The following is a 22747-nucleotide window of genomic DNA, read 5'->3' on the forward strand; positions in this document are numbered from 1 at the left end:
GCGCACCCGGCCGCCGCTACCTGTAGCGGATGTGCAGGTGGTTGTCGTGGTTGGGGTAGCTCGTGGTGAGGCCCTCCGCGATCAGCTGCGGATCGTTGAAGTAGATCAGCTCGACATGGCCCGGGGCCTTCGCGCGGATCTCCCGCACGAGCCGGCGGGTGGCCGCGCGGTCGTACGCCGGTGACTGCCAGGTGACGCGTCCGGCGGTGCACTGCGCCGCGTCGGTCCGGACCGGCCACACGTCGATGTCCAGGCCCGTCTCGTGGCTGGCGTGGCCGGGGATGTCCCCGCCGTGCTCGAAGCCGGCGTCGCCGACCGGAAGCCGTCCGGCGCCGGTCCCGGCGAAGGCGGCGGCGGCCGCTTCGAGCTGGGCGACGGCACCCGCCGTCGCCCAGTGCGCGTTCGCGTTGCCGTCGGGGCTCTGCGCGCACATCGTGCCCGGGCCGAAGTCGATGTGCTCGTAGTGCCACAGCAGGTTTCTCCACGTGGCCGGTCCGACGACGCCGTCCACGCCGATCCCGGCGTGCGCCTGGAAGGCGCGCACCGCCGTCTGCGTGGCGGGCCCGAAGACGCCGTCCGCGGTGAGACCGGCCGCTCGCTTCGCGGTGAGCAGCGCCTGGACGGCCCGCACCGCGGGCCCGTCGTCGCCCTGGCGCACGGTGACGGCGAGCGCGTCCCACGTGGCCGGTCCGACGACGCCGTCGGCGGTCAGTCCCCGGGACTGCTGGAAGGCCGTGACGGCGCTGTGGGTGCCGGAGCCGAAGACGCCGTCGACGGTCACCGGACGGCCGTGTGCGGCGAGCAGGTGCTGCAGGGCGATGACGTCGGTGCCCCGGTTGCCGTTGCTCGTGAGGGGGAACGCGGCCTGCGGAAAGGCCTGCGCGGGCAGGCCCGCTCCGAGGAGGAGGGCGGCCACCGCCGCGAACACCGCGATGACACGGCGGAGTTGTCTCATGATGCCTTTCTCACCTTCCTGATTGGAGGGCGCCCCAGGTGGCGGTGCCGACGACGCCGTCGTTCGCCAGCCCGCGGGTGGACTGGTAGTCGCGGACGGCCTGCGTGGTGCCGGGTCCGAAGACGCCGTCGATGCTCACCGTCCGGCCGAGCGCGGCGGTCAGGGCGTGCTGCAGACGGCTGACGGCCTCGCCCGTCGCACCTTCCCGCAGGGTCGGCGCGGTGCCGCGGGACAGCAGCGCGGTCCAGGTCCTGGAGCCGATCACACCGTCCGCCGTGAGTCCCACGGCGGACTGGAAGTCCCGGGCGGCGTCCGTGGTGGCGGGGCCGAAGATCCCGTCCGGGGTGCCCGGGTCGTGGCCGGCGGCCCGCAGCAGGCACTGGGCCGCCGTGACCAGGGGGCCGGTCGAGCCGCCGCGGAGGGTGCCGTAGGCGGTGAAGTCGAGGTTCGCCGTGGCGCAGCCGGGCTCCGGGGAGGTGCCGGTGCCCACGTCGAGGTAGTCGCGGTCGATCCGCATCGTGTGGCCGCCGTACGACTCGGTGACCTCACCCGCGTACTGGTGGATGCGCTGGTGACCGGACCAGTGGGTGGACGGCACCCAGGAGCCGGTGCCGGTGTCGGCGGCGCCGTTCCACCAGGCGTAGAAGATGTGGTCGACCCGGGTGTAGGCGCTGTTGCCGTACTCCTCGGCCGCGTCCCTGATGCCGGAGGCGGCACTGGAGTAGAAGCCGGACAGGTAGCCGCCGCTGTGCAGCCGCTCGGTCCAGCCGGACAAGTAGGACAGCACGGCGGCCTTGCAGGAGGCCGTCGAGGTGTACGCCTCGATGTCGCTGTAGAGCGCGCTGCCCGCCGGGATGCCGAGGTGCGCCGCGGCGGTGAGGGCGTCGGCGGCCGCGGTGACGCCCTGGGACCTGGCGGTGGCCGGGTCGGCGGACATCCTCAGCGAGTAGCCGGTGCACGGAGCTTGGCGGCCGACGTCGACGGGGATCAGGCGCCAGCCCTTGCCGGTCTGCTCGGCCACCCAGCTCGCGGTCAGGTTCGGCTGCGCACAGCCGCGGAAGGCGCCGCTGATGTAGACGCCGACCGCGCCGTACGGCGAGCCGGACCGCCAGGCGTCCATGGTGGCTTGTGAGGGCGCGGTGCAGGTGTCGAAGCCCTGGCCCAGGTAGGTGCCCGGCTGCGGTCCGGCCGCGGCCGCCGGGGCGGCGTGCCGTCGCGCGCGGGGCAGCTCGGTGCGCGCGGCGCCGGGGGCGAGTTCGGCCGAGGCGAGAACACCGCGCACGAGGGCCTCGGTCGCCGGGGTGTGGGCGGCCGTGACGAGGACACCGGCGTCCTCCACCGCGACCTGGATGGTGCCGCCGCCGGACGCGGCGGACGGAGCTGTGGCCCGGCCTCGTGGCGCCCGCGCGGTCGCCTCCGTCGCCCGGCCGGCGGAGCGTGGCGTGATCGGCTCGACGACGAGTCCTGCCGTACGCCCGACGACCCGGGCGGGGCAGTCGTTCCGGTCGCCGGGCTCGCCCAGGTAGACGGCGGGTGTGTCGAAGCGCAGGCAGGCGCGCGGGTTCTCCGCCAGGTCGACCACCCGCCAGCCGGCGGGCACCTGGACGCGGTAGCCGTGGTAGGTGACGGTCCGCAGGTCGCCGGGTGCGGGGTCGGCCGCGGCGGGGCCGGGGACGGCCGCGGCGGCGATCCCGGTCAGCAGGGCGAGCAAGGCCATGGTGGCGCGGGCGCGCCCGAGGGGGCGGGACGGCATCGAGGCACTCCTGCTCGGTGGGGGAGCGGCTGCTCGGTGGGTGGTGCGAAGGGGGTGGGGGAGCGGCGTGGCGGGCCCGTCCCCGGTCGCGGTGCGAGTCCCGGCGGTGCGGGGCGAGGCCACCGGCCGCCGGGGCACGCGCAGTCCGTCGGCGGCCGGGCACGCGGTGCCGGCCGGCACGGGGGCGCGCGGTGCCGGCCGGCGGCCGGGACGCCGGTCAGATGCCGCAGGTGGGTGCGGACCAGGACCGGCTGGTGCGCCCGTCCACGTGGGTGTGGTCGTCGTGCCCGGGGTAGCCGGGGCCGAAGATCCCGCCGAAGCCGTGGGAGCGTGCCTGCTGCGCGAGCCGGCAGAGCGTGGGGTTGCCCACCAGGTCGGCGGCGTCACCGTACAGGTGCCGGCTGTTGGAGGCGCCGCCGACCGCGCTGTTGCAGGAGTACGAGCGGAAGCCGCTGGTCACGACGAGCGGTGTGTCACCCAGAACGCGCCGCATGGCCTCCAGCTTCCACATGGTGCGCAGCGCGTTGGACTTGGCGGTCGCCGCGCTGACCGCGCCGCCGGACCATGTGGAGTTGCACTTGTTCATCTCGGCGTAGCCGAAGTGGACCGGCGTGCAGTCCGGGTCCTGGAGCGCGTAGATCCTGGAGAACGTGGCCGGCCCGGCGACCCCGTCCGCCGTGAGCCCGTAGGCCTGCTGGAACTTGGCGACCGCGGCCTTGGTCCGCGCGCCGAACGCCCCGTCGACGGAGAGGATCTCGCCGGGGTCGACATGTCCGGCCACCCGGATCTGCAGCTCGGTCACGTCGGAGCCCGACATGCCCTCGGACAGCGTGCGGTTCCAGGTGTAGCACTCGTCGGCCTGGGCCGGGCCGGCCGTGGCCAGCACACCGCCCGTCATGGCCGCCATGGTCATGACAACCGAAAGGAGTAGTCGGACCGTACGTCGCAGCATCGCGCCTCCGCCCTGGATCCCGGTCCCCGTGAGGGGGTCGAGCCGAGTGTGACGCCGCGGCGGCGACGCTGTCCACACCCTCCCCGTGTGCCACAGGACCAGACCTCCGGCGCCACGGGGAGGAACGAGCGGAAGGAAGGGAGGAGGGAACCGGCCCGAGGGCGGACCTCGTTCAGCGGCGGTCTCCCCGCAGCAGCGCGCACACCGCGTTCTCCTCGATCGTGCGCAGCCTCTCCAGCAGGGCGGGGGTGAGTGTCTTGTTCACCTGGGTGGTCAGCGAGAAGGTGAGGGACTTGCGGCCGTCGGGCGTCGCGGCGATCAGCTGGGTGTAACCGGGGAAGTTCCCGGTGTGGCCGAGGACGGTCCCGCAGCGGGTGTCGTAGCGGAAGATGCCGAGCCCCGCCCTGTTGCGCCCGGGGCCGGCCGGCTCCGAGGCCCCTTCGATCCAGCGGCGCTGCTCGCGCACGACGGCCTCGGACGTCAGCCGCCCGGCGGCGTAGCCGCGGATGAAGCGCGTCATGTCACGGGGAGTGGAGACGATCCCGCCCGAGGCCCACACCCCGGACGCGCTGAGCGCCTCACTGACGTCCTCCGGCGGCTCCGGCGGCTCGACCGAGTAGCCGTGCATGTACGGCTCCGGCATCTCGTAGCCCAGGGGAAGGCTGGTGTCGCGCAGACCCAGCGGCCGGTACACGATCCGCTCCAGCAGATCCTCGTACGGCCAGTGGGTCACGGCTTCCGCCATCAGCGCGACGGCGATGTTGTCGGAGTTGGAGTACCTGTACTGCGACCCCGGGCGAAAGCGCAGCGGTTCGTCCGCGACGAAGTCCAGCAGCCTCCGGGGGTCGAAGGTGCGCCGCGGATCCGCCAGCAGCAGTTCCACGAACTCGGGGGCCTCGGTGTAGTCGGGCAGTCCGCTGGTGTGGTTCAGCAACTGCCGCAGGGTGACCTTCCGCCAGGCCCGCGGCACCCGCGGCAGGGTACGGCCGAGGGTGCTGTCGAGGCCGAGGACGCCCTCCTGCACCAGACGCAGGGCCACGGCGCCGCTGAACGCCTTGGCCGTACTGGCGATCCGCATGTGGTCGGCCGGCTCGATCGGCCGGCCCGTCTCCAGGTCGGCGACACCGGCGCGCAGGACACGCGGCGCGCCGTCCCGCTGCAGGACGACGATCACGCCCGGCGGTCCTCCGGGCGTGTCGACCAGGTCCCGCAACTGCGCCCGCAGGGCACGCTCACCGCCTGAACCGCCGTCGGTGGCGCCCGCCACCGGGGCGTGGACCAGCCCGCCCAGGCAGGAGGCGCCGAGCAGGGCGACGAGGCACAGGCGCAGGCTGATGCGCGGACGGGCACCGGTGGGCGGGCGGGGCCGCGAACGGGGAACGGACACGAGTGGCATGAGGATCCCGGGAGACTCGGCGGTCGGACAGGGCTCCCTCAGCTTCGGCGGGACCGCACGTCCGCGCGCGGCGAACATGCCCCGTACGGCCGCACAGCCGCGCGGCACAGCTCAGAAGGCGTAGCGCACCCGCAGCCACGGGGCGTGGCGGTCGATCAGGCCGCGCAGGGTCTGTACGGCCTCGGCCTTGGCCTTGTTGCGGTAGCGCACGTTCAGGGCGCCGTTCTCGGACCGCTTGGCCTGCTGGAGCTCGGGCCGCCACAGAACCTCCTCGGCCCGCGGATGCCAGCCCAGGTTGACCTCGTGCAGCTCCTGGTTGTGGGTGAGCATGATCACCTCGGCGGCGGCCTGCTCCTTCACCCGCCGCGGCAGGACGTCGTCGAGGTGGATGAGCAGCTCGGCCCAGGCGTCCTGCCACCCGGGGCGGACGACCACCGGAGAGAGATTGAAGTGCACCTCGTACCCCGCGTCCAGGAAGTCCGCCGCGGCGCCGATCCGCTCGGCGACGGGTGAGGTGCGCACATCGAGCAGCCGGGCGTCGTCCGGCGGCATCAGCGAGAAGCGGATGCGGGTGCGGCCCCGCGGGTCCAGGGCCAGCAGGTCGGGATTGACGAACTTGGTGGCGAAGGACGCCTTGGCCGTCGGCCACTGCCGGAAGGCATGCACCAGATCCGCGGTGTTGTCGCAGATCAGTGCGTCGACCGAGCAGTCGCCGTTCTCACCGATGTCGTACACCCATGCCTCGGGATCGCACTGGTTCGGCTCGGGCTTGCGGCCCTGCCGTGCCACGTGCCGGCCCAGGTGCGCGATGATCCGCTCGATGTTGGTGAAGACGGTGATGGGGTTGGCGTACCCCTTGCGCCGGGGCACGTAGCAGTAGGCACAGGCCATGGCGCAGCCGTTCGAGAAACCGGGGGCGATCCAGTCTGCCGACCGGCCGTTGGGGCGTGTGGTGAGGGTCTTCTTCTCGCCCATGACCAGCGTCTCGCCCTTGACGCGCACCCAGCGCTCGACGTTGCCCTCGTTGCCGTGCAGCCCGGGAATGCGCCAGTGCGAGTCCACCGTGATCACCCGGGCATCGGGGAACCGGGCGGTGATCTGCCTCCCGCGCGGTGACGCGGCGGCCGCGGGCTCGGCGTAGATCTCCCGCACGGGCAGCATCCGGCGGGCCGTGGCGGAGGTACGGAAGGAGGCGTGCCCGTCGGCCGGGGCGGGCCGGGGGGTGAGGGCGTCGAGCCCGAACAGTGCGTCGGAGTCGTCGTCCGGGCTGCCGGACGCGTGGTGCATGCGTGCTCCCGTACGGAGTGGTGCGGAGCGGCGAGGGAGCGCCGCCGTTTCAACTGTACGGGGCACACATCACCGCCGCGTCCCGGCGGACCCGGCGGTGCGTGAGGGTGACCGCCCGGGGCATACGCGAGACAGCACCCCCCGGCAGGCATCACCCCACTCAAGGAGGCACCCAGTGCTGGGCATCATCGCGGCGGTCCTGTTCTTCTTCGCCTTCCTCATCAACGCGGCGGAGATCTCCACGAACGACGTGTTCACCTCGACCAACGTCATGCTGATCGGGCTCATGCTGCTCGCCCTGCACGTGGCGGGCGTCGGCAGCGGCTGGGCGGCACGGGGCCGCAGGCGCTGACCGGCCCGGGGGCAGGGGCCGGGCAGCGCCCGCGCGGTCAGGCGTCCGCGCCCTGGGGCTGCGGCTCGGCCTCGGGCTGCGGCCCGGCCTCGGCCGGGGCCGCCGCCGTCCCGGCGGGCGCGGAGTAGAAGACGGACCTGCCCTGCTTGGAACGCTCGGCCTGGCTCTTGGCCACGAGCCCTTCGAGCGTGACGCGTACGACCTTGGCGGAGACACCGCGCTCGGGATGGGCCTGGCCGAGGGCCGACGAGATCTCCGCGGCCGAGCGCGGTTCCTTCTGCTCGGCGAGATGCCGCCGGATCAGCTCGACGAGCGTGGGCTCGGCCGCCTTGGCGGTGGCCGCCTTCCCCGCCGCGGGCTTCTTGGCCGCTGCGGGCTTCTTCGCCGGCGTGCTCTTCGCTGTCGCCTTCTCCGCCGTCGTCTTCTTTGCCGGCGCGCTCTTGGCTGTCGCCTTCTCCGCCGCCGTTTCCTTCGCAGGCTCGCTCGTCGTCGTCGTGCGCTCCGCTGTCGTGCTCTCCGCTGTCGTCTTCTCCGCTGCCGTCTTCGTCGGCGTCGCCTTCTTCGCCGTCGCCTTCCTTGCCGTCGTGTTCCTCGTCGTCGTGTCCCTCGTCCTCGTCGCGGTGGCGGACTTGCGTGCCTTCTGCCTCCCGCCGGCCGCCGTGCCGGTCTTCCTCTGTCGCGGCGACGGCACCGCGGCGGTGCCGGACCCGGCCTCCGTATCGGCCTCGGTGCTTCCCGGTGCCTCGGTGATGCCGAGGGCCTGCCGCATGCTCACCAGCACGCCGTGGTCGTGCTGCAAGGACACGAGCTGCTCCTGCAGTGAGGCGATCTCCGCACTGATGCGTTCCTGCTCCTTGACGTTCGCTTCCAGGTCGCCGGTCACCTGGGCGATGTACTGCGATGCCAGTTCAGTGGTGGGAGTCGTCGTCTCGGGCATGGTGCTGACCTTTCCTCGGCGTGGGAGGCGTGCGGCGGATGAACCTGTCGCGATCGCCGCAAGACGCCTTGGTGTAGAGATGGTACGGATCGGCGGGGCCGAACGTTCCCGCCATGCTGCCTGTTTGACCTGCGCGCGGCGCGTGTCGCGCGACGAGGCAGGATGCCCGGTGTCACAGCGCAAGAGCGGCAGCACGCCAAAGCCCGTTGTCAACTTGGTCAGTTGGGCGCGCCAGATGGCTTGGGGCGCGGGAAGGACGGTGATCTCCGTGAGGTTGACGCGACGGGGATTGACGCCCAACGCGACGGGGAGGGCCGCGCTTCTCCTGGGTGTGGGACTCCCAGGAACCCGCATTCATTAGTGACGCATCAACCATTTGGTACGCTCGGAGCATGCCTGAACCGCGATGGCTCGCCCCGCACGAGGCCGGGATCTGGTCCACCTACCGCCGCCTGAGCCGTGAGCTCCAGCGCGCCCAGGACCAGCAACTGCAACGGGATTCCGGCATCTCCGCAGCCGACTACGCCCTCCTCGCCCCCTTGTCGGAGTCGCAGGGCGGTGTGCTGCGCGCCCGCGATCTCGGCGCGGAGGTCGGCTGGGAGCGGAGTCGGCTGTCCCACCAGATCAGCCGGATGGAAAAGCGCGGCCTGGTCGCACGGGAAGCGTGCGAGGACGACGCGCGCGGCGCGATGGTGCGGCTGACAGAAAAGGGCCGGGCGACCATCGAGGCGGCCGCTCCGGGGCACGCGGAAACCGTGCGGCAGCTGTTCTTCGATCCGCTGAAGGCCGATGAGGTCGGAACGCTCGGGGATTTTCTGACGCGGATCATGGCCGCCGTGGAGAAGCGCGGCGAGAGGCCTGCTCCGCAGTGACAGCCGCCGGCTCCGGGCCGACGGCGCCGACGGCGTCTCCGGCGCCCGTCCGCGGCACATGCGGTCCATGTCCTGCGCCCCGCTGACGTGACTCAGGACGCCTCCTGAGGGGACGGCAGCCGCGACCACGCGTGAGGGACAATGGCCGTCCAGGCTCCCGCGCCGCCCGGGGCGGCCGAACGCCATAGGTGACCTCACCGATGCGTGCCGCGGGCATCGCCGAGCACAGGTGCGACCGGCTACCCGTTCCCGGCGAGGGCATGGGGGCCGCCCAGGAACGGAGACCTTTCATGGCGGGAGCCACGTCCGGCGTCACCATCGTCCGCAACGACGACAGCAAACGCCTCGAAGCCCACGTGGACGGACAACTCGCGGGGATCGCCGAGTACATACCGGCCAAGCAGGTGATCGCCTTCGTCCACACCGAGGTCGAACCCGCGTTCGAGGGCCGCGGTGTGGGGTCGGCCCTCGCCAGGGCGGCCCTGGACATGGCCAGGGACGCGGACACCAAGTTCCTCGCCGTGTGCCCCTTTATCGCCGCCTGGGCCGCCCGGCACCCCGAGTACGAGCCGTGGAACTACCGTCCGACCAGCAAGGTCGTGGACTGAGCCGGCCGCCGGCCGGCTCAGTCCACGAGCGTCCGGCAGGCTGGAGGAGCCAGGGCAGGGAAGTCGGTTCCTCGCGCCGGGTGCTGGAGGCGGTGGCGCGGGTTGCGGCTCGGGGAGGAGAACCCCCGCCGGCTGTACGCCCCGGCCGAGCCGTCCGCACGCCGCCCCACGCCTCCGCCCGGGTGGAGCGCGTCGCCCCGCACCTGCGCGGCTGATCGCCAGCTGGACCGGGACACCGGTCTTCGTCATCGGGCACGCCCAGGAGATGCCGGCCGCCGACGCCCACGCGGACGCGCTGTACGCCGACTTCACCCTGCCCGGAGCGCAGGTGCGGCTGAGGGGGGCGGCCGGGAGTCCTGGTCCCTGGCAGGCCCGAGGAGAGAGCTGAGCGCGTGCCGCAGTCGGCTCGGGCGCGAGGTGCACGGCAAGGCGAACCGGCCCGGAGGCGGCGCCGTCTTCACAGGGGAACTGTCCCTGCCGCACGACGATACTGCTCCAGGAAGCGGGCCATGAACGGAGAACAGCCGTGAACGACCGATGGCCGTCTGCCTCGTCCGACTGCCCCACGGCAGGAGACCGGACGGACCCACACCGCTGACCAGGACGATAAGCCGCCGTGAGCGGCCTGCCCCGACCCCTTGATCCTTTCCCGGCACCGACTCGGCGACGACCCGGCGATCCCGTGCCGCACCACGCCCGGGGCACCACCCCACGGCCTCCCCTCCGTCGGCGGACGGCGGACGACCCGCCCGCGCCCGGGGCCCGACCATCGAGAACGGACCATGAGCGACAACACCCTGTGGAACGTCCTGCGGGAAGCCGCCCACACCGCGCCCGGGCAGGTGACCACGCACGTGCGCGGCGACGGCCACGAACACGACGTGACCTACCGGGAGTTGCTGAGCGCCGCCCTGCGGGTCGCCGGTGGGCTGCGCGCGTTCGGGGTCCGGCCCGGCACGTGCGTTCCGCTCATCGCCGACCGCAGCGAGGACTTCCAGGTGATGTTCTGGGGGCTGCTCGGCGCGGACCTGGTGCCGGTGCCGCTCGCCGCGGACGCCGGCCGGGTCCTGCCGGTCCTGGAGCACCTGGGCCGGCCGCCGGTGTTCGTGGACTCCGCGTCCGAGGACCTGGTGCGGCACCTGCCCGCCGGGGCGGCCGTGCTGCGGCTCGAGGAGGTGCGCGACGGCGACGACCAGGGCGGGCCCACCGCGTGCGAGCCCGGCGGACTGGCCTTCGTGCAGTTCTCCTCGGGCAGCACCGGCGCCCCCAAGGGCGTCGAACTCACCCATGCCGCGGTGACCGCCAACCTGCGCCAGATCACGGCCGTCTCCGGTCTCGGCCCCGACGACGTGGTCGTCAGCTGGATGCCGTACTTCCATGACATGGGCCTGGTCGGCACGCATCTCGCGCCGCTCGCCGCCCGCGCCAAGCAGGTCCGGATCGCGCCGCTGGCGTTCGCGCGGCGGCCCGGGATCTGGTTCGAGACGGCCACCGCGCACCGGGCGACGCATCTGTCGGCCGCCAACTTCGCGCTCGCACTGGCCTCGCGGCGCCTGTCCGACGAGGACATGGCCCGCTTCGACCTCACCACGGTCCGGCGGGTCGTCGTGGGCGCCGAACCGATCTCCCCCTCCGTCTGGCGGGACTTCACCCGCCGCACACGACTCGCGGGCCTGGCACCGCACGCCCTGCAACCGGTGTACGGCCTGGCCGAGGCCACCCTCGCCGTGACGTTCCCGCCGCCGGGCGAGACCGCCGCACCGCTGTCCCTGGACCGTGCCGCACTCGGCCGCGGACGGGCCGTGGACGCCCCGGCCGCCGACGGCACCGCCGTCGAACTCATGGACCTCGGGCAGCCCGTGCCGGGCTGTGCCGTCCGGATCGTCGACGACACCGGGCGCGAGCTCGGCGACCGGCGGGTGGGGCACGTGCAGGTGCGCGGTCCCCAGACGGCCCGCGGCTACCACGGCCGGCCCGAGGCCACCGCGGCGGCCTTCACCGCCGGGGGATGGCTGCGCACCGGGGACATGGGCTTCCTGCGCGACGGGCGGCTGTGCGTCACCGGCCGCCACAAGGACGTGCTGTTCCTCAACGGGGCCAAGCACCACGCCCCCGACCTGGAGGACGTCGCCTCCGCCACGCCCGGACTGCCGCCCGGCACGGCCGCGGTCGTGGGGTCCACGGACCCGGACACCGGCGGCGAGCGCGTGGTGGTCTTCGTCTCCTGGCCCCGCCCGCCGCGCTCGGCCGGCGAGGTGCTGCACCGGGTCGCCGCCCGGGTGGGCGAGGCGCTCTTCCACGACGACGTACGGGTCGTCGCCCTGCCGCCCGGCCAGTTCCCGCGCACCACCAGTGGGAAGGTGCGCCGCCACGTACTGCGGGAGCGGTTCGAGGCGGGCCGCTACTCCCGGTTCGTCGTCCGCCGTCACGAGGGCACTCCCTCCGCTCGGCCCGTCCTCCCCGCTCCGGCCGCTCCCGCCGGTCCGCAGGCTCCGGCTACCGCCGGTGTGCCGCGGTCGCGGGCGGCCGTCGAACAGGCGGTGCGCGCGGCCTGGGCCGAGGTGCTGGGCACGGACGCCACGCGGATCGACGCCCACACCTCGTTCCGCGCGCTCGGCGGCACCTCGCTGAAGGCCATGGAGCTGCTGGCCGCGCTGGAGGACGCCTTCGGCGCACCGCTTCCGACGGCGGCTCTGCGCGACGGGGCCGACACGGTGGCCGGGCTCGTCGACCACCTGCTGGCCGGGGCGGACAGCGGTGCCGGCGTCACGGACCGCGCCGGCGCGGGCGCCGGCAACCGGCGTCACGGGTGCGGGGACGTCCGCGAGCCGTCCGGCGGCGCGGGCTCCGGCGACGGGCGTCACAGGTGCGGGGACGTCCCCGAGCCGTCCGGCGGCGTGGGCACCGGCAACCGGCACCACGGGCACGTGGAGGTCCCCCAGCCGTCCCGCGGGTGCGCCCCCGGCCCGGTTTCCTCCGGGGGCCCGGCCCGGGAGGGCGACGGGATCCTCGCCGTCGTCGGTCTTGCCTGCCGGTTCCCCGGAGCCGACACACCGGAGGCGTACTGGCGGCTGCTGGCCGAGGGACGGGACCTCGTCACTCCGGTGCCACCGCACCGCTGGGAGGGCCACCGGGTGCCCGCGGCCCGCTGGGGTGCCTTCCTCCAGGACCCGGCCGCCTTCGACGCGGACCGCTTCGGGATCTCCGAGGAGGAGGCCCGCACCCTCGACCCGCAGGCCCGACTCCTGCTGGAGCTGGCCCACGAGGCACTGGAACGCGCCGGATACGCCGGCCCGCGCCGGCACGCGCACCGCGTCGGCGTCTTCACGACGACAGCGGACAGCGGCTACCGGGAACTCCTGGACCGCGCGGCCGCGGACAGCGGCACGGACCTGCCCGCCTCGGCGCTCACCGGGAACCTGCCCAACCTCCTCGCCGCACGCGTCGCCCAGCACTTCGACCTCGACGGCCCGGCCCTGGCCGTGGACACCGCCTGCTCCTCCGCCCTGGTCGCCCTGCACCTGGCCCGCCGCAGTCTCACGGCGGGCGAGTGCGACATCGCCCTGGTCGGCGGCGTCAACCTGCATCTCACCCCGGCCGCACACCGGATGCTGCACGCGGCGCAGGCCCTGTCGCCGACCGGCCGCAGCCGGGCGTTCGCCGCCGGCGCCGACGGGTTCGTGCCGGGGGAGGGCGGCGCGGTGCTCGTCCTGCGGCGGGAGAGGGACGCCCGGCGCGACGGTGACGACCTCCTCGCCCTCGTACGCGGCACCGCCGTCAACAACGACGGCACCTCGCTGAGCCTGATGGCACCCAACCCCGCCCGCCAGCGCGAGGTCATCACCGCCGCCCACACCGCGGCCGGCGTCGACCCGGCCGACGTCACGTACGTCGAGGCGCACGGCACCGGCACCGCCCTCGGCGACCCGGTCGAACTGAAGTCCCTCGCCCACGCCTTCCCGCGGCTGCCCGATACGCGTCCCCGGCTGCTGGGCTCCGCCAAGACCAATGTCGGCCACCTGCTGAACGCCGCCGCGCTGCCCGGCCTGATCAAGGTCGTGCTCGCCCTGCGCCACGGCCAGGTGCCGCCCTCACTGCACGCCGACCCGCCCTCCGCGCTCGTCGCCGAGTCCGGATTCCGGGTGCCCGACCGGCTCGTCCCCTGGCCCGCACCGCCCGCGCAGGGCCCACTGGTCGCCGGCATCAACGCCTTCGGCTTCGGCGGAACCAACGCGCACGCCGTCCTCCAGCAGGCCCCCGCACGCCCCGAGCACGCCCCCCGGCCGGACGACGGCCCTCATCTGCTGGCCCTGTCCGCCTCCACCCGGCCCGCGCTGCGCGCCCTCGTCCGCGACCTGTCGGCGCATCTGGACACGCACCCCCGGATCAGCACGGCCGACCTGTGCCTGACGGCCGGAACGTCCCGGGACGACGACCGGCACCGCCTGGCCCTCGTCTGTGACGAGGACGGCGACGTACGGGCACGGCTGGCGGCGCTGGCCGCGTCCCCGGCCGGCGAACGGCAGAGGGAGGACGAGCGCGGGACGGACCGTCCGGCGACGGAACGGGACGTGTTCACCGGGACCGTCCGCACCCGCCCCCGCCTCGTCTTCCTCTTCCCCGGACAGGGCGCCCAGCGGCCGGGCATGGCGACCCGGCTGTACGCCACCGCGCCCGTGTTCCGGGACACCCTCGACGAGGCGTCCGCGGCGCTCGGCCCGCTGCGCGGCCGCACCCTCACGGACTGGTGCACCAACCCCGGCGCCGACCCGGCCGAACTGGCCCGCACCGAGATCGCCCAGCCGGTCCTGGTCGCCTTCGGCGTGGCGCTGGCCCGCCAGCTGGATGCCTGGGGCGTCGTCCCGGACGCGGTCACCGGGCACAGCGTCGGGGAACTGACCGCGGCCTGCGTCGCGGGCCTGCTGCCGCTGTCCGGCACGGTGCGATTCGCCGTCGCACGCGGCCGCGCGATCTCCGAGCTGACCGAGCGCGGCGCGATGGCCGCCGTACTCGGCGCGGACGACGCCGCGCAGGCACTGGTCGCCGCTTCGGACGGTGCTCTGGCCGTCGCGGCCCGCAACGCCCCCGGCCGGCTGGTGCTGTCCGGCACGGCGCGGGCGGTGGACGACGCCGTGGCGGACCTCACCGCACGGGGCTTCACCGCACGCCGGCTCCGGGTCTCGCACGCCTTCCACTCCCCGCTCATGGAACCGGCCGCCCGGGCCGTGCACGACGCCGCACGCGTCCTGCCGCCCGGGACCGCCCGGATACCGCTGCTGAGCACCCTGACGGCCGACTGGCAACCCGCCCCGGACGCCGCCCACTGGCGCGAACACGCCCTGCGCCCCGTGGAGTTCGGGGCCGCGGCACGGCGGCTGGCCGAGGACGGGTACGACACCTTCGTCGAGATCGGGCCCGGCACCGACCTGCCGGCCGCCGTGCGCACCGCCCTCGACGGCCGGCCCGGTGCCCCCGTGACCGTACTCTCCGCCCTGCCCGCCGGACTTCGCGAGGACGGCGGCGGACGCGGCGAACTGCTGCGCACCGTCGCCCGGTTGTGGACGCGCGGCGTCGCCGTCGACCACGCCGCGCCGGCACGGGCGGGACGCCGCGTGCCGCTGCCCACCTACCCCTTCCAGCGACGCGCCTACTGGCCCGGACCGGACGCCGTCCGGCTGCTGCACCAGGTCATCTGGAGGCCGGCCGCCCCCGCACCGCCCGCCGCGGTCACCGCCCCTGTCACGCTCGTCACCGGGCCCGACGCCGAGTCCGTACGGGAGTTGACCGCTTGGCTGGCCGCGCGCGGCGTGCCGACGGCCGATCCGGACACCGCCTCCGTCCACACGGTCGTCCACCTGTCCCGACACGCGGGGGAGGACGTCGGCCCAGCGGCCGTGGCAGCCGACTTCCGGCACACGGCGCGGCAGTTCGACCGGGCCGGCGCGCGACGCCTGCTGGTGGTCACCGAGGACGCCCACCGCACCGGAACCGACGGCGAGGCCCGGCCCCGTCCCGGTCAGGCGCTGCTCACCGGCATGGCACTGGCGTTCCCGCAGGAGACGCGGGGCGCCGGACTGGTCTGCGCCGACCTGTCCTCCCGGGACACACCGCAGGAACGGCTGGACGCCGTCCTCGCCGAGGTGCGGGCGGCCCCCGGCGGCGGCACCCAGGTGGCCGCCTGGCGGCACGGCACCCGGCTGCTGCGCGGCGTGGAGCCGCTGCCCGCCACCGCCGTGCCGGACGGAGCGAGCCCCCTGCCCGCCGACGGCGTCTACCTCATCACCGGGGGCGCGGGCGGCCTCGGCGCGGCCCTGGCCCGGGACCTCGCCGGACGCGGCCGCCCCACCCTCGTCCTCACCGGCCGTTCCCCGCAGCCCCCCGCCGGACTGCTCGCAGAACTCGCCGAGTTCGGCGCCGACGCGCGCTACCGGCAGGCCGACGTGACGGACGAGGCGCAGGTCGACGCACTCCTCGCGGAGATTCCCGCACCGGACGTCGTCGTCCACGCGGCCGGGGTGGTCCTGCCGGGGTCGTTGCGCGGCACCGGCCCGCAGGACACGGGCCGTTCGCCGGCCGCCAAGGTGCACGGCACCCGGCTGCTGGCCCGCGCTCTCGACCGCCACGGGCACCGCCCCGGCCTGTGCGTGGCCTTCTCCTCGGTGGCCTCGGTGCTGCCCGGCACCGCGGGCGCGCTCGGCGACTACGCGGCGGCCAACGCCTTCCTCGACGCCTTCGCCGCGGCCGAACGCGCCGCCGGGCGCCGCTGGCTGGCGCTGAACCTCGGCCCCGTCGCGGGGACCGGGCTCGCCGCCGCCCTCGGAGACGGCACGCGTGTGCGCGCCGGTGGTGCGCCCCTGACCCCGGCCGAAGCGCTGCGCGCCCTGCGCGCGGCCTGCGCCGTCGACACGACCGGCCAGGTGGTCATCGCCGACCTGACGGACGCGGACGGCTCCGCCCCGGCCGGGGCACCGGCACCGGTGCGGACGGGCGGCACGAATCCGGCAACAAGCCGGGCACGAGTGCTGGACCTCGCCGAGCACCAGGCCGCGACTGCGACTGCGACTGCGACTGCGACTGCGACGGCGGCGGCTCCGGCGGCTCCGGTGGCTGCGGCGGCTTCAGCGTCACCGGTAGCTGCCGCGGCTCCGGCGGCCTCCGCTGGTCCCGCGGCCCCCGCCGCCCTCGCCGGTCCCGCCGAACCCCCTGTCTCCGCCCGTCCCACCGCCGCTCCCGGCGGCACGTCCGGCACCCGCCTCCTGGTGCGCGGTCTCCTGGCCGAGGCCCTGCATCTGCCTCCCGAAGACGTCGATCAGGACCGGGCGTTCCTCTCGCTCGGCCTCGACTCGCTCGCGGCGGTCGATCTCGTCCGGCGGCTGGAGCGGTCACTGGGCCGGGAGCTTCCGGCCACGCTGTTCTTCGAGTACCGCACGGTGCGCGAACTCGCCGCCCACCTGGACGCCGAGCCGGACGCGCCCGGCGAAACGCCCGCCGACGCGCCCCGCGAAACGTCCGGCGAAACGCCCGCCGACGCGCCCGGCCCTGTCGCCGCCCCAGCGGAAGGCGTCCCCTTCCCGCTCACCCCCGTCCAACGGGCCCTGCACACCAGCAGCGTGCTGTACCCCCGTACCCCGGCCCGCGGCTGGGTTCGGCACACCGTCCGAGGGCCCCTCGACCCCGCCCTGCTGCATCGCGCTCTCACCCTGCTGGCCGGCCGGCACGGCATGCTGCGGATGCGGATCCGGCAGGACGGCGGGGTGCCGCACCAGGTGGTGACGCCGGGCGCCGCTTCCGAGGTGTGCTTCGAGACGCGGTCGTGCCCCGAGGGCGGAACAGCGCTCCGGGCGCTGGAGACGGAGCTGGCCAACCGGCCGCTCGACCTCACCGCCGAACCTCCTTTGCGGGCCTTGCTGGTGACCGAGGACACGAAGGTGGCCCATCTGATCCTCGCCGTGCACCACGTGGCCGCCGACGGTTACAGCCTGAACGTGCTCGGCACGGAACTGTGGACGCTCTACACCGACCTCGCCCTGGGCCGCGCCCCCTCCGCGCTGCCTCCCGCTGCGGACTTCGCCTCCTACGCCACCGACGCGCGTCGGCCCGCCGCCCGGGCCGACCACCTCGCCCACTGGACGGCCCGGCTGACGGACCGCGTTCCCCTGCCCCTGCCCTACGACGGCCGCCCCGACGCCGAGGACGGCCCCGGCCCCCTCGTCGCGGTGAATCACGCCCTGGACGAGGACCTCGTCGCCGCGCTGCGGGAGAGGGCCGCCGAAGGGCACGTCTCCCTCTTCCACCTCCTGCTCGCCGTCTACGCCCGCTGCCTGGCCCGGTGGAGCGGGCACCGGGCCGTCGCGGTCAACGTCGCCCGCGCCGGCCGGGACGCCCGGCTGCCGGGACTCGACCGTCTGGTCGGCCCTCTCGCCGACACCCTGCCGTTGCTGCTCGACACGGACCCGGACGAGCCGCTGCCCCGCATCGCCGAACGCGTGCGCCTGGCCTGGCTGGAGAGCGAGCGGCACGCCACGGTGAGCAGCCTCGACCTCGCCCGGATGCTGCCCGGTGACGCCATCGGGCCGCGCGCGGTGAGCCCGGCGAGCTTCAGCTTCGCCCGCTTCCCGGCCATGCTGGACGCGGACTGCCCGGTCGACGTGCGTCCGGCCGCCGCGGGAACCGGCTCGGCCGCCACCCGGCTGAGCCTGCTGGTCTGGGAGGACGGGCCCCTGCTGCGGCTCTCCTGGAACGCCCCCGAGCGCCTCTTCACCACCGCCACCACGACCCGTCACGCGGCCGACTTCGCACGCGAACTGCGCGCGCTGCAGGGTGATGCGGGGTCTCCCGGCACGAGGAGCGGCCCCCTCGCACCTGTGCCCGCCCCCGCTCCCCGGGCGACCGTCGCCGGCCGTCTGCTGCACCGGTTCCGTACGGTTCCCGACGCGATCGCCGTCGACGACGGACGGACGGCCCTGACGTACCGGGACGTGGACGCGGCCAGCCGCTGCCTCGCCCTGCGCCTGCGCGAACAGGGCGTCGGGTGCGGGGACTTGGTGGGCATGATCGCCGCCCCGGGCCCCGGCACGGTGATCGCCGTCGCCGGGATCCTGCGGGCGGGCGCCGGATGGGTGCCGCTGGACGCGGAGCACCCGGCGGCACGCCTGGCGGAACAGACGGCCCGCTGCGGCGTCCGCGTGGTCGTCCACGACGACCGCACCCGGCAGGCCGCCCGGTCCCTCACGGCCGCGACGGCTGTGCCGGTGGTCATCACCGCGGAATCCGTCACCGCCGCCGGACCCGACGCCACCGCCCCACCGGTCTCCTTCCCACCGGTCTCCCCGCAACCGGACGGTGCGCTCGACGAGTTCGCCGTGGAGCCCGACGCGACAGCGACGGCCTACGTCATCTTCACCTCGGGCTCCACCGGCCGCCCCAAGGCCGTGCCCATCACCTTCCGCGCGATGGAGAACTACCTCGACTGGGCCGTGACCACCTTCGCCTACGGCCCCGGCGACCGGCTCGCCAACACCTCGTCCCCGTGCTTCGACGCCTCCGTGCGCCAACTGCTCGCCCCGCTGCTGACCGGCGCCACGGTCGTGACGGCCGACCGTGACCTGGTGCGCGACCCGGAGCTGCTGCTGGACCACGTGGAGCGGGCGCGGATCACCGTGTGGAGCTCGGTGCCGTCGCTGTGGGAACGGCTGCTGGCCGCGGCGGAGAACCGTCTGCGGCGCGGTGAGCGGCTGCCCGACCTGTCCGCGCTGCGGCTGGTGCACGTGGGCGGGGAGGTGTTGTGGGCGGACTGGGTGCGCCGCTGGTTCGACCTGTTCGGACCGGAGCAGCGGATCGTGAACCTCTACGGGCCGACCGAGACGACCATCAACGCGACCTGTCACATCGTCAGCGAGCGCCCCGCCGACGACGTCACGGCGCTGCCCATCGGCCGCGCCGTCGCCGGGACCGAGCTGCTCGTGACCGGCCCCGGCGGTGAACAGGCCGGTCCGGGGGGCGTCGGCGAGCTGCTGATCGGAGGCGTCGGCCTGTCCGCCGGTTACCTCGGCGAACCCGAGCTGACGCGGGCCGCGTTCGGGTGGCGGGACGGCCGCCGCTGGTACCGCAGCGGGGACCGGGTGGAAGTGCTGCCCGACGGCGCGCTGCGGTTCGTCGGGCGGATCGACGACCAGGTCAAGATACGGGGCCACCGCGTCGAGCCCGGGGAGGTCGAGGCCGTCCTGCGCGCCCGTCCGGACGTGGCACAGGCAGCCGTACTGGCCGATGAGGGAAGGCTGTCGGCCTTCGTCGCCCTCAGGGAACCCGCGGTGCGGCAGGGCGTGGACGCGGTGGCGCTGCGGCGGTATCTGGCGGACTCCTTGCCGCCCTACATGGTGCCCGGCCGGATCGTCCTCCTGGACGCCCTGCCCCTGACCGGCACCGGCAAGACCGACCGGCGGGCGCTGCTCGCGCGGGGCGAGGCGCCGCGCACGGGCACACCGCGACTGCCGGGGCCGAGGCCGGGCCGGACCGCCACGGGGCCGAGGCCGGACCGGGCCGCCACGGAGGAGCTGCTGGGGCGCATCTGGTGCGAGGTGCTCGGGGTCGACCGGGTCGGACGGCACGACGACTTCTTCGAACGCGGAGGTGACTCTCTGCTGGCCCTCCAGGTCTTCGACCTGCTGGCCCGGCGCAGGGGAGGCCCGCTGCCCCGGCCCACCGCCGTTTACCGGCACCGGACCTTGGCGGCGCTGGCCGAGGCCGTCGACGCCGCAGCCGACGCCGCGGCCACTCCCGACGCCGACACCGGCCCTTCCACCGAAGCCACCCCCGTCGCCGAAGCTGCCGTCCCGGCCGGCACGAGTGCCGCCGCCGTCGCCGCCGTAGCCGTCGAAGCCGTGGCCGTCGAAGCCGCGGGTGAGGGCAGCCCGCCCGCCCCCGCGAACGCGGCGGACCTGCTCACCCGCGACCGAAACCCGGCGGGCTCAGCGGTTCTGGCGACTCCCGCGGCCCCGGCGTTCCCGGACGCCTACCCCGTCACCCCGGGCCAGCGCGGCTTCCTGCTCGCGGACGCTCTCGCCCCGGGCACGGGTGCGTCCTGGCTGGCCCGGCTGCGCTTGACCGGCCCGCTCGACCGGGACCGTTTCCAGAGGGCCGTCGACATCCTGGTCGCCAGGCACCCGATGCTGCGCACGGTCTTTCCCGCCGGGGCGAGGCCGCCGGTGCAGCAGGAACTGCCCCCGTCGCTGCGGCTGCCGGTGACCTTCGCGACCGTGTCCGGGCCGGGGGAGCTGGCGCGGCGGGTCGAGGACGAACGCCGCCGCCGTTTCGAGCCGTGGACCTGGCCCCTGCTGCGCCTGAGCATGCTCACCCTCGACCCGAGCGAGCACGTGCTCGTCGCGCACGCCCACCACCTGATCGGCGACGGGTACAGCGCCGCCCTGCTCCTGAGGGAACTCACCGCCGTGTACGACGACTTGAGTCGTGGCGTGACCCCCGTACTGCCGGAGCTGCGGGGCACGTTCCGCCGGCACGCGGAGCGCCTCGCCGGGCCGGCCACGCACCCGCGGACGGAGGAGGACGGAGCGCGCCGGCGGCGCCGGGCCGGTCTGTGCGCGCCCTACCGCAAGCCGGTGCTGCGGGCACGCACCGGGGGAGCCGGGCAGCCGCAGCAGCAGGACGGGCCCGGTACTGCCGGCCCGGACGGTTTCCGCTCCCACGGCTTCGTCCTGGATGCCACCGCCGTCGGCGCGCTGCGCAAGATCGCCGCCGAAGCCGGCGCCACCCTGTACGCACCGCTGCTCACCGCCTACCACGAGGCGCTCGCCGCCCTCACCGGACAGCACGACCTGGTCATCGGGCTGGCCGTATCCGGCCGTGACCATCCCCTGCCCGACATCCATCGCGTCTTCGGGCCGTTCGCCACCGCCGTCGCCGTCCGCCCCTTCGGACCCGGCACCGCGGCCGTCCCGCCCGGGGACGACTTCCCGCAGCGGGTGCGCAGGGTCGTCGACGAGACGATCGCCGCCCGCGTCCACGAGGACATCGTCCCGCGGGACGCCGCCGGGCTGCCGCTGACGTCCCAGTTCTTCTTCACCTTCCTCGACTTCGGCCCGCTGGGCCCGCGCGACGGTGAGCTCCTGGCCGTGCGGTGGGACGAGGAGGAGGACACCGGCTTCGCACCACCCGCCGCCGGTACGGACGTCTTCCTCGCGGTGCGGCCGGACGGGGACCGGCTGCGGGTCACCGTGCGCGGAGCGGCGGCGGCGTTCGACTCGCCCGCGCTCGCCGCGTTCACCGACGGACTGCGCGACCGGCTGGTCACCCGGACGCCGCGCCCAGCCCGGAGCGCCACCCGCCCAGCTCGGAGCGCCACCCGCCCTGCCCGGAGCGCCCCCCGTCCCGCCCCGCACGCCACCCGCCCCGCCGCCCAGGACCTGGACGCCGCGCTCGTCGGCTACTTGCCCGCGCCCGCCCAGCTGGCGCGGCTCGCGGGCCTGCCGGAGGGCGTGACGCTCCGGGAGGACATCCGCCGCCTGCTGTTCCCGGACGGCGCTCCCCGGCTGCTGGAGACGACCACCACCCCGCTGGGCAGGTCCGGGTTCGTCGCGCTGCCGCTGTTCGCCGACGAACTCGCCGGGGACGACGCCCTGGCCGGGCGGACCGCCCGCGCCGTGGAGACGGCCTCGGCCCTGGGCGCCCGCTGCGTCTCCCTGGCCGGGATGATCCCCTCGCTCACCGGCTACGGCTTCGACGTGCTGCGCGCCTCCCGCGGCCCCGCGGCGATCACCACCGGGCACGCCGCCACGGCCGTCTCCGTGGTGCGCACGGTGCAGGCCGTGCTGCCCGGTGCCGGCCGGGACCTGGCCGGTACGGACCTGGCGGTCGTCGGACTCGGCTCCATCGGCGCCTCCTCACTGGAACTGCTGCTCACGCTGGCCGAGCGGCCACCGGCCCGACTCGTGCTGTGCGACGTGCCGGGCAGCGGCCCGCGCCTGCGCGCCCTGGCGCGGACGCTGCGGGAACGCGGCCTGGCCGCGGACGTCGCCGTGCACGTCTCGGACCCGGACCTGCCCGACGCGGTGTACGAGGCCGGGCTGATCGTCGCCGCGGTCAGCGGACACGGCGCCCTCGTCGACGTAGACCGGCTGCGTCCGGGCACGGTCCTCGTGGACGACAGCTTCCCGCACTGCTTCGACACCGGGCGCGCACTCGCCCGTATGCGGGAGCACGCTGATGTCCTGGTGCTGGGCGGCGGGCTGCTCACGGTCGGCGCCACGCGACGCACCCTGGCCGACGGACTGCCCGACCTGGTCGCCGCCAACGGGGCGGTGGCACAGTACGGGCTGCCCGGCACGCTGGCCTCGTGCCGCACGGAGTCGCTGCTGCGCGCCACCGGCGCGGACGTGCCCCTCGTGCGGGGGCTGGTGGACGGCCCGACAGCCCTCGCCCACTGGCACGCCACGGAACGGGCCGGCATCACCGCGGGCCCACCCCATCTGCTGGGCCACGTCCTGGAGCCCCTCCAGGCTGGTGTCCCTGCCCCGGCCGACGGGGCGTCCCGGCTCTCGGCGGGGCTGAGCCCGGGGACACCGGCACCCGCACGTTCCGGGCGTGGCCCGGATCACTGACATGACGCTCACCCGGCCGCCG

The 22747-nt window shown here is 75.0% G+C and carries 11 protein-coding genes; 5 read left to right on the plus strand and 6 right to left on the minus strand.

Features of this window, described 5'->3' with window-relative positions; translation table 11 throughout:
• Nucleotides 1–16: 16 nt before the first annotated feature.
• From ACF07N_RS04055 to ACF07N_RS04075, 5 genes are all read right to left on the minus strand, one after another.
• Entirely contained in the window at nt 17–955 is a 939-nt protein-coding gene (locus tag ACF07N_RS04055) for a penicillin-insensitive murein endopeptidase (protein WP_392108019.1), read from the minus strand.
• A gap of 10 nt (nt 956–965) precedes the next feature.
• Complete coding sequence (locus ACF07N_RS04060) at nt 966–2708, minus strand: glycoside hydrolase domain-containing protein (RefSeq protein ID WP_392108022.1); 1743 nt, start codon at nt 2706–2708, stop codon at nt 966–968.
• Between the two features lie 217 nt (nt 2709–2925).
• A complete protein-coding gene (locus ACF07N_RS04065) occupies nt 2926–3660 on the minus strand; it encodes a D-Ala-D-Ala carboxypeptidase family metallohydrolase (protein ID WP_392108025.1) in 735 nt (244 codons plus the stop codon).
• A gap of 172 nt (nt 3661–3832) precedes the next feature.
• Complete coding sequence (locus ACF07N_RS04070) at nt 3833–5056, minus strand: serine hydrolase domain-containing protein (protein WP_392108028.1); 1224 nt, start codon at nt 5054–5056, stop codon at nt 3833–3835.
• Nucleotides 5057–5167: 111 nt separating this feature from the next.
• The gene (locus ACF07N_RS04075) at nt 5168–6343 is read right to left on the minus strand and encodes a spore photoproduct lyase family protein (RefSeq protein ID WP_392108030.1); all 1176 of its coding nucleotides are present in this window, start codon (nt 6341–6343) and stop codon (nt 5168–5170) included.
• A gap of 175 nt (nt 6344–6518) precedes the next feature.
• Here ACF07N_RS04075 and ACF07N_RS04080 point away from each other — a divergent pair, with 175 nt between their 5' ends.
• Nucleotides 6519–6695: a hypothetical protein gene (locus ACF07N_RS04080; protein WP_383333545.1), complete on the plus strand. Its 177-nt coding sequence runs from the start codon at nt 6519–6521 to the stop codon at nt 6693–6695.
• 37 nt (nt 6696–6732) lie between these two features.
• Here the strand turns inward: ACF07N_RS04080 and ACF07N_RS04085 are convergent, their stop codons facing one another.
• Nucleotides 6733–7632 carry a hypothetical protein gene (locus ACF07N_RS04085; RefSeq protein ID WP_392108033.1) on the minus strand — a complete coding sequence of 300 codons (900 nt, stop codon included), beginning with the start codon at nt 7630–7632 and terminating at the stop codon, nt 6733–6735.
• A 392-nt stretch (nt 7633–8024) separates the two neighbouring features.
• On the opposite strand from ACF07N_RS04085, the gene ACF07N_RS04090 reads away from it, so the two are divergent.
• The 4 genes from ACF07N_RS04090 (at nt 8025) to ACF07N_RS04105 (ending at nt 22725) form a co-directional block, all read left to right on the plus strand.
• Nucleotides 8025–8504 carry a MarR family winged helix-turn-helix transcriptional regulator gene (locus ACF07N_RS04090; RefSeq protein ID WP_392108036.1) on the plus strand — a complete coding sequence of 160 codons (480 nt, stop codon included), beginning with the start codon at nt 8025–8027 and terminating at the stop codon, nt 8502–8504.
• Between the two features lie 290 nt (nt 8505–8794).
• Nucleotides 8795–9112 (plus strand): GNAT family N-acetyltransferase, encoded by a 318-nt coding sequence (locus ACF07N_RS04095; RefSeq protein ID WP_392108039.1) that lies wholly within the window; start codon nt 8795–8797, stop codon nt 9110–9112.
• 265 nt (nt 9113–9377) lie between these two features.
• Nucleotides 9378–9500 carry a hypothetical protein gene (locus ACF07N_RS04100; protein ID WP_392108042.1) on the plus strand — a complete coding sequence of 41 codons (123 nt, stop codon included), beginning with the start codon at nt 9378–9380 and terminating at the stop codon, nt 9498–9500.
• A 394-nt stretch (nt 9501–9894) separates the two neighbouring features.
• The gene (locus tag ACF07N_RS04105) at nt 9895–22725 is read left to right on the plus strand and encodes an amino acid adenylation domain-containing protein (protein WP_392108045.1); all 12831 of its coding nucleotides are present in this window, start codon (nt 9895–9897) and stop codon (nt 22723–22725) included.
• Nucleotides 22726–22747: the final 22 nt, after the last annotated feature.

This window comes from Streptomyces sp. NPDC015242 (assembly GCF_043079125.1).
GTDB lineage: Bacteria > Actinomycetota > Actinomycetes > Streptomycetales > Streptomycetaceae > Streptomyces.

Bases quoted from the DNA above. Each gene is read 5' to 3' on its own strand.
- ACF07N_RS04095 (WP_392108039.1), top strand. From the start codon at position 8,795: ATGGCGGGAGCCACGTCCGGCGTCACCATCGTCCGCAACGACGACAGC.
- ACF07N_RS04075 (WP_392108030.1), bottom strand. From the start codon at position 6,343: ATGCACCACGCGTCCGGCAGCCCGGACGACGACTCCGACGCACTGTTC.
- ACF07N_RS04070 (WP_392108028.1), bottom strand. From the start codon at position 5,056: ATGCCACTCGTGTCCGTTCCCCGTTCGCGGCCCCGCCCGCCCACCGGT.
- ACF07N_RS04060 (WP_392108022.1), bottom strand. From the start codon at position 2,708: ATGCCGTCCCGCCCCCTCGGGCGCGCCCGCGCCACCATGGCCTTGCTC.
- ACF07N_RS04090 (WP_392108036.1), top strand. From the start codon at position 8,025: ATGCCTGAACCGCGATGGCTCGCCCCGCACGAGGCCGGGATCTGGTCC.
- ACF07N_RS04105 (WP_392108045.1), top strand. From the start codon at position 9,895: ATGAGCGACAACACCCTGTGGAACGTCCTGCGGGAAGCCGCCCACACC.
- ACF07N_RS04100 (WP_392108042.1), top strand. From the start codon at position 9,378: ATGCCGGCCGCCGACGCCCACGCGGACGCGCTGTACGCCGACTTCACC.
- ACF07N_RS04065 (WP_392108025.1), bottom strand. From the start codon at position 3,660: ATGCTGCGACGTACGGTCCGACTACTCCTTTCGGTTGTCATGACCATG.
- ACF07N_RS04085 (WP_392108033.1), bottom strand. From the start codon at position 7,632: ATGCCCGAGACGACGACTCCCACCACTGAACTGGCATCGCAGTACATC.
- ACF07N_RS04055 (WP_392108019.1), bottom strand. From the start codon at position 955: ATGAGACAACTCCGCCGTGTCATCGCGGTGTTCGCGGCGGTGGCCGCC.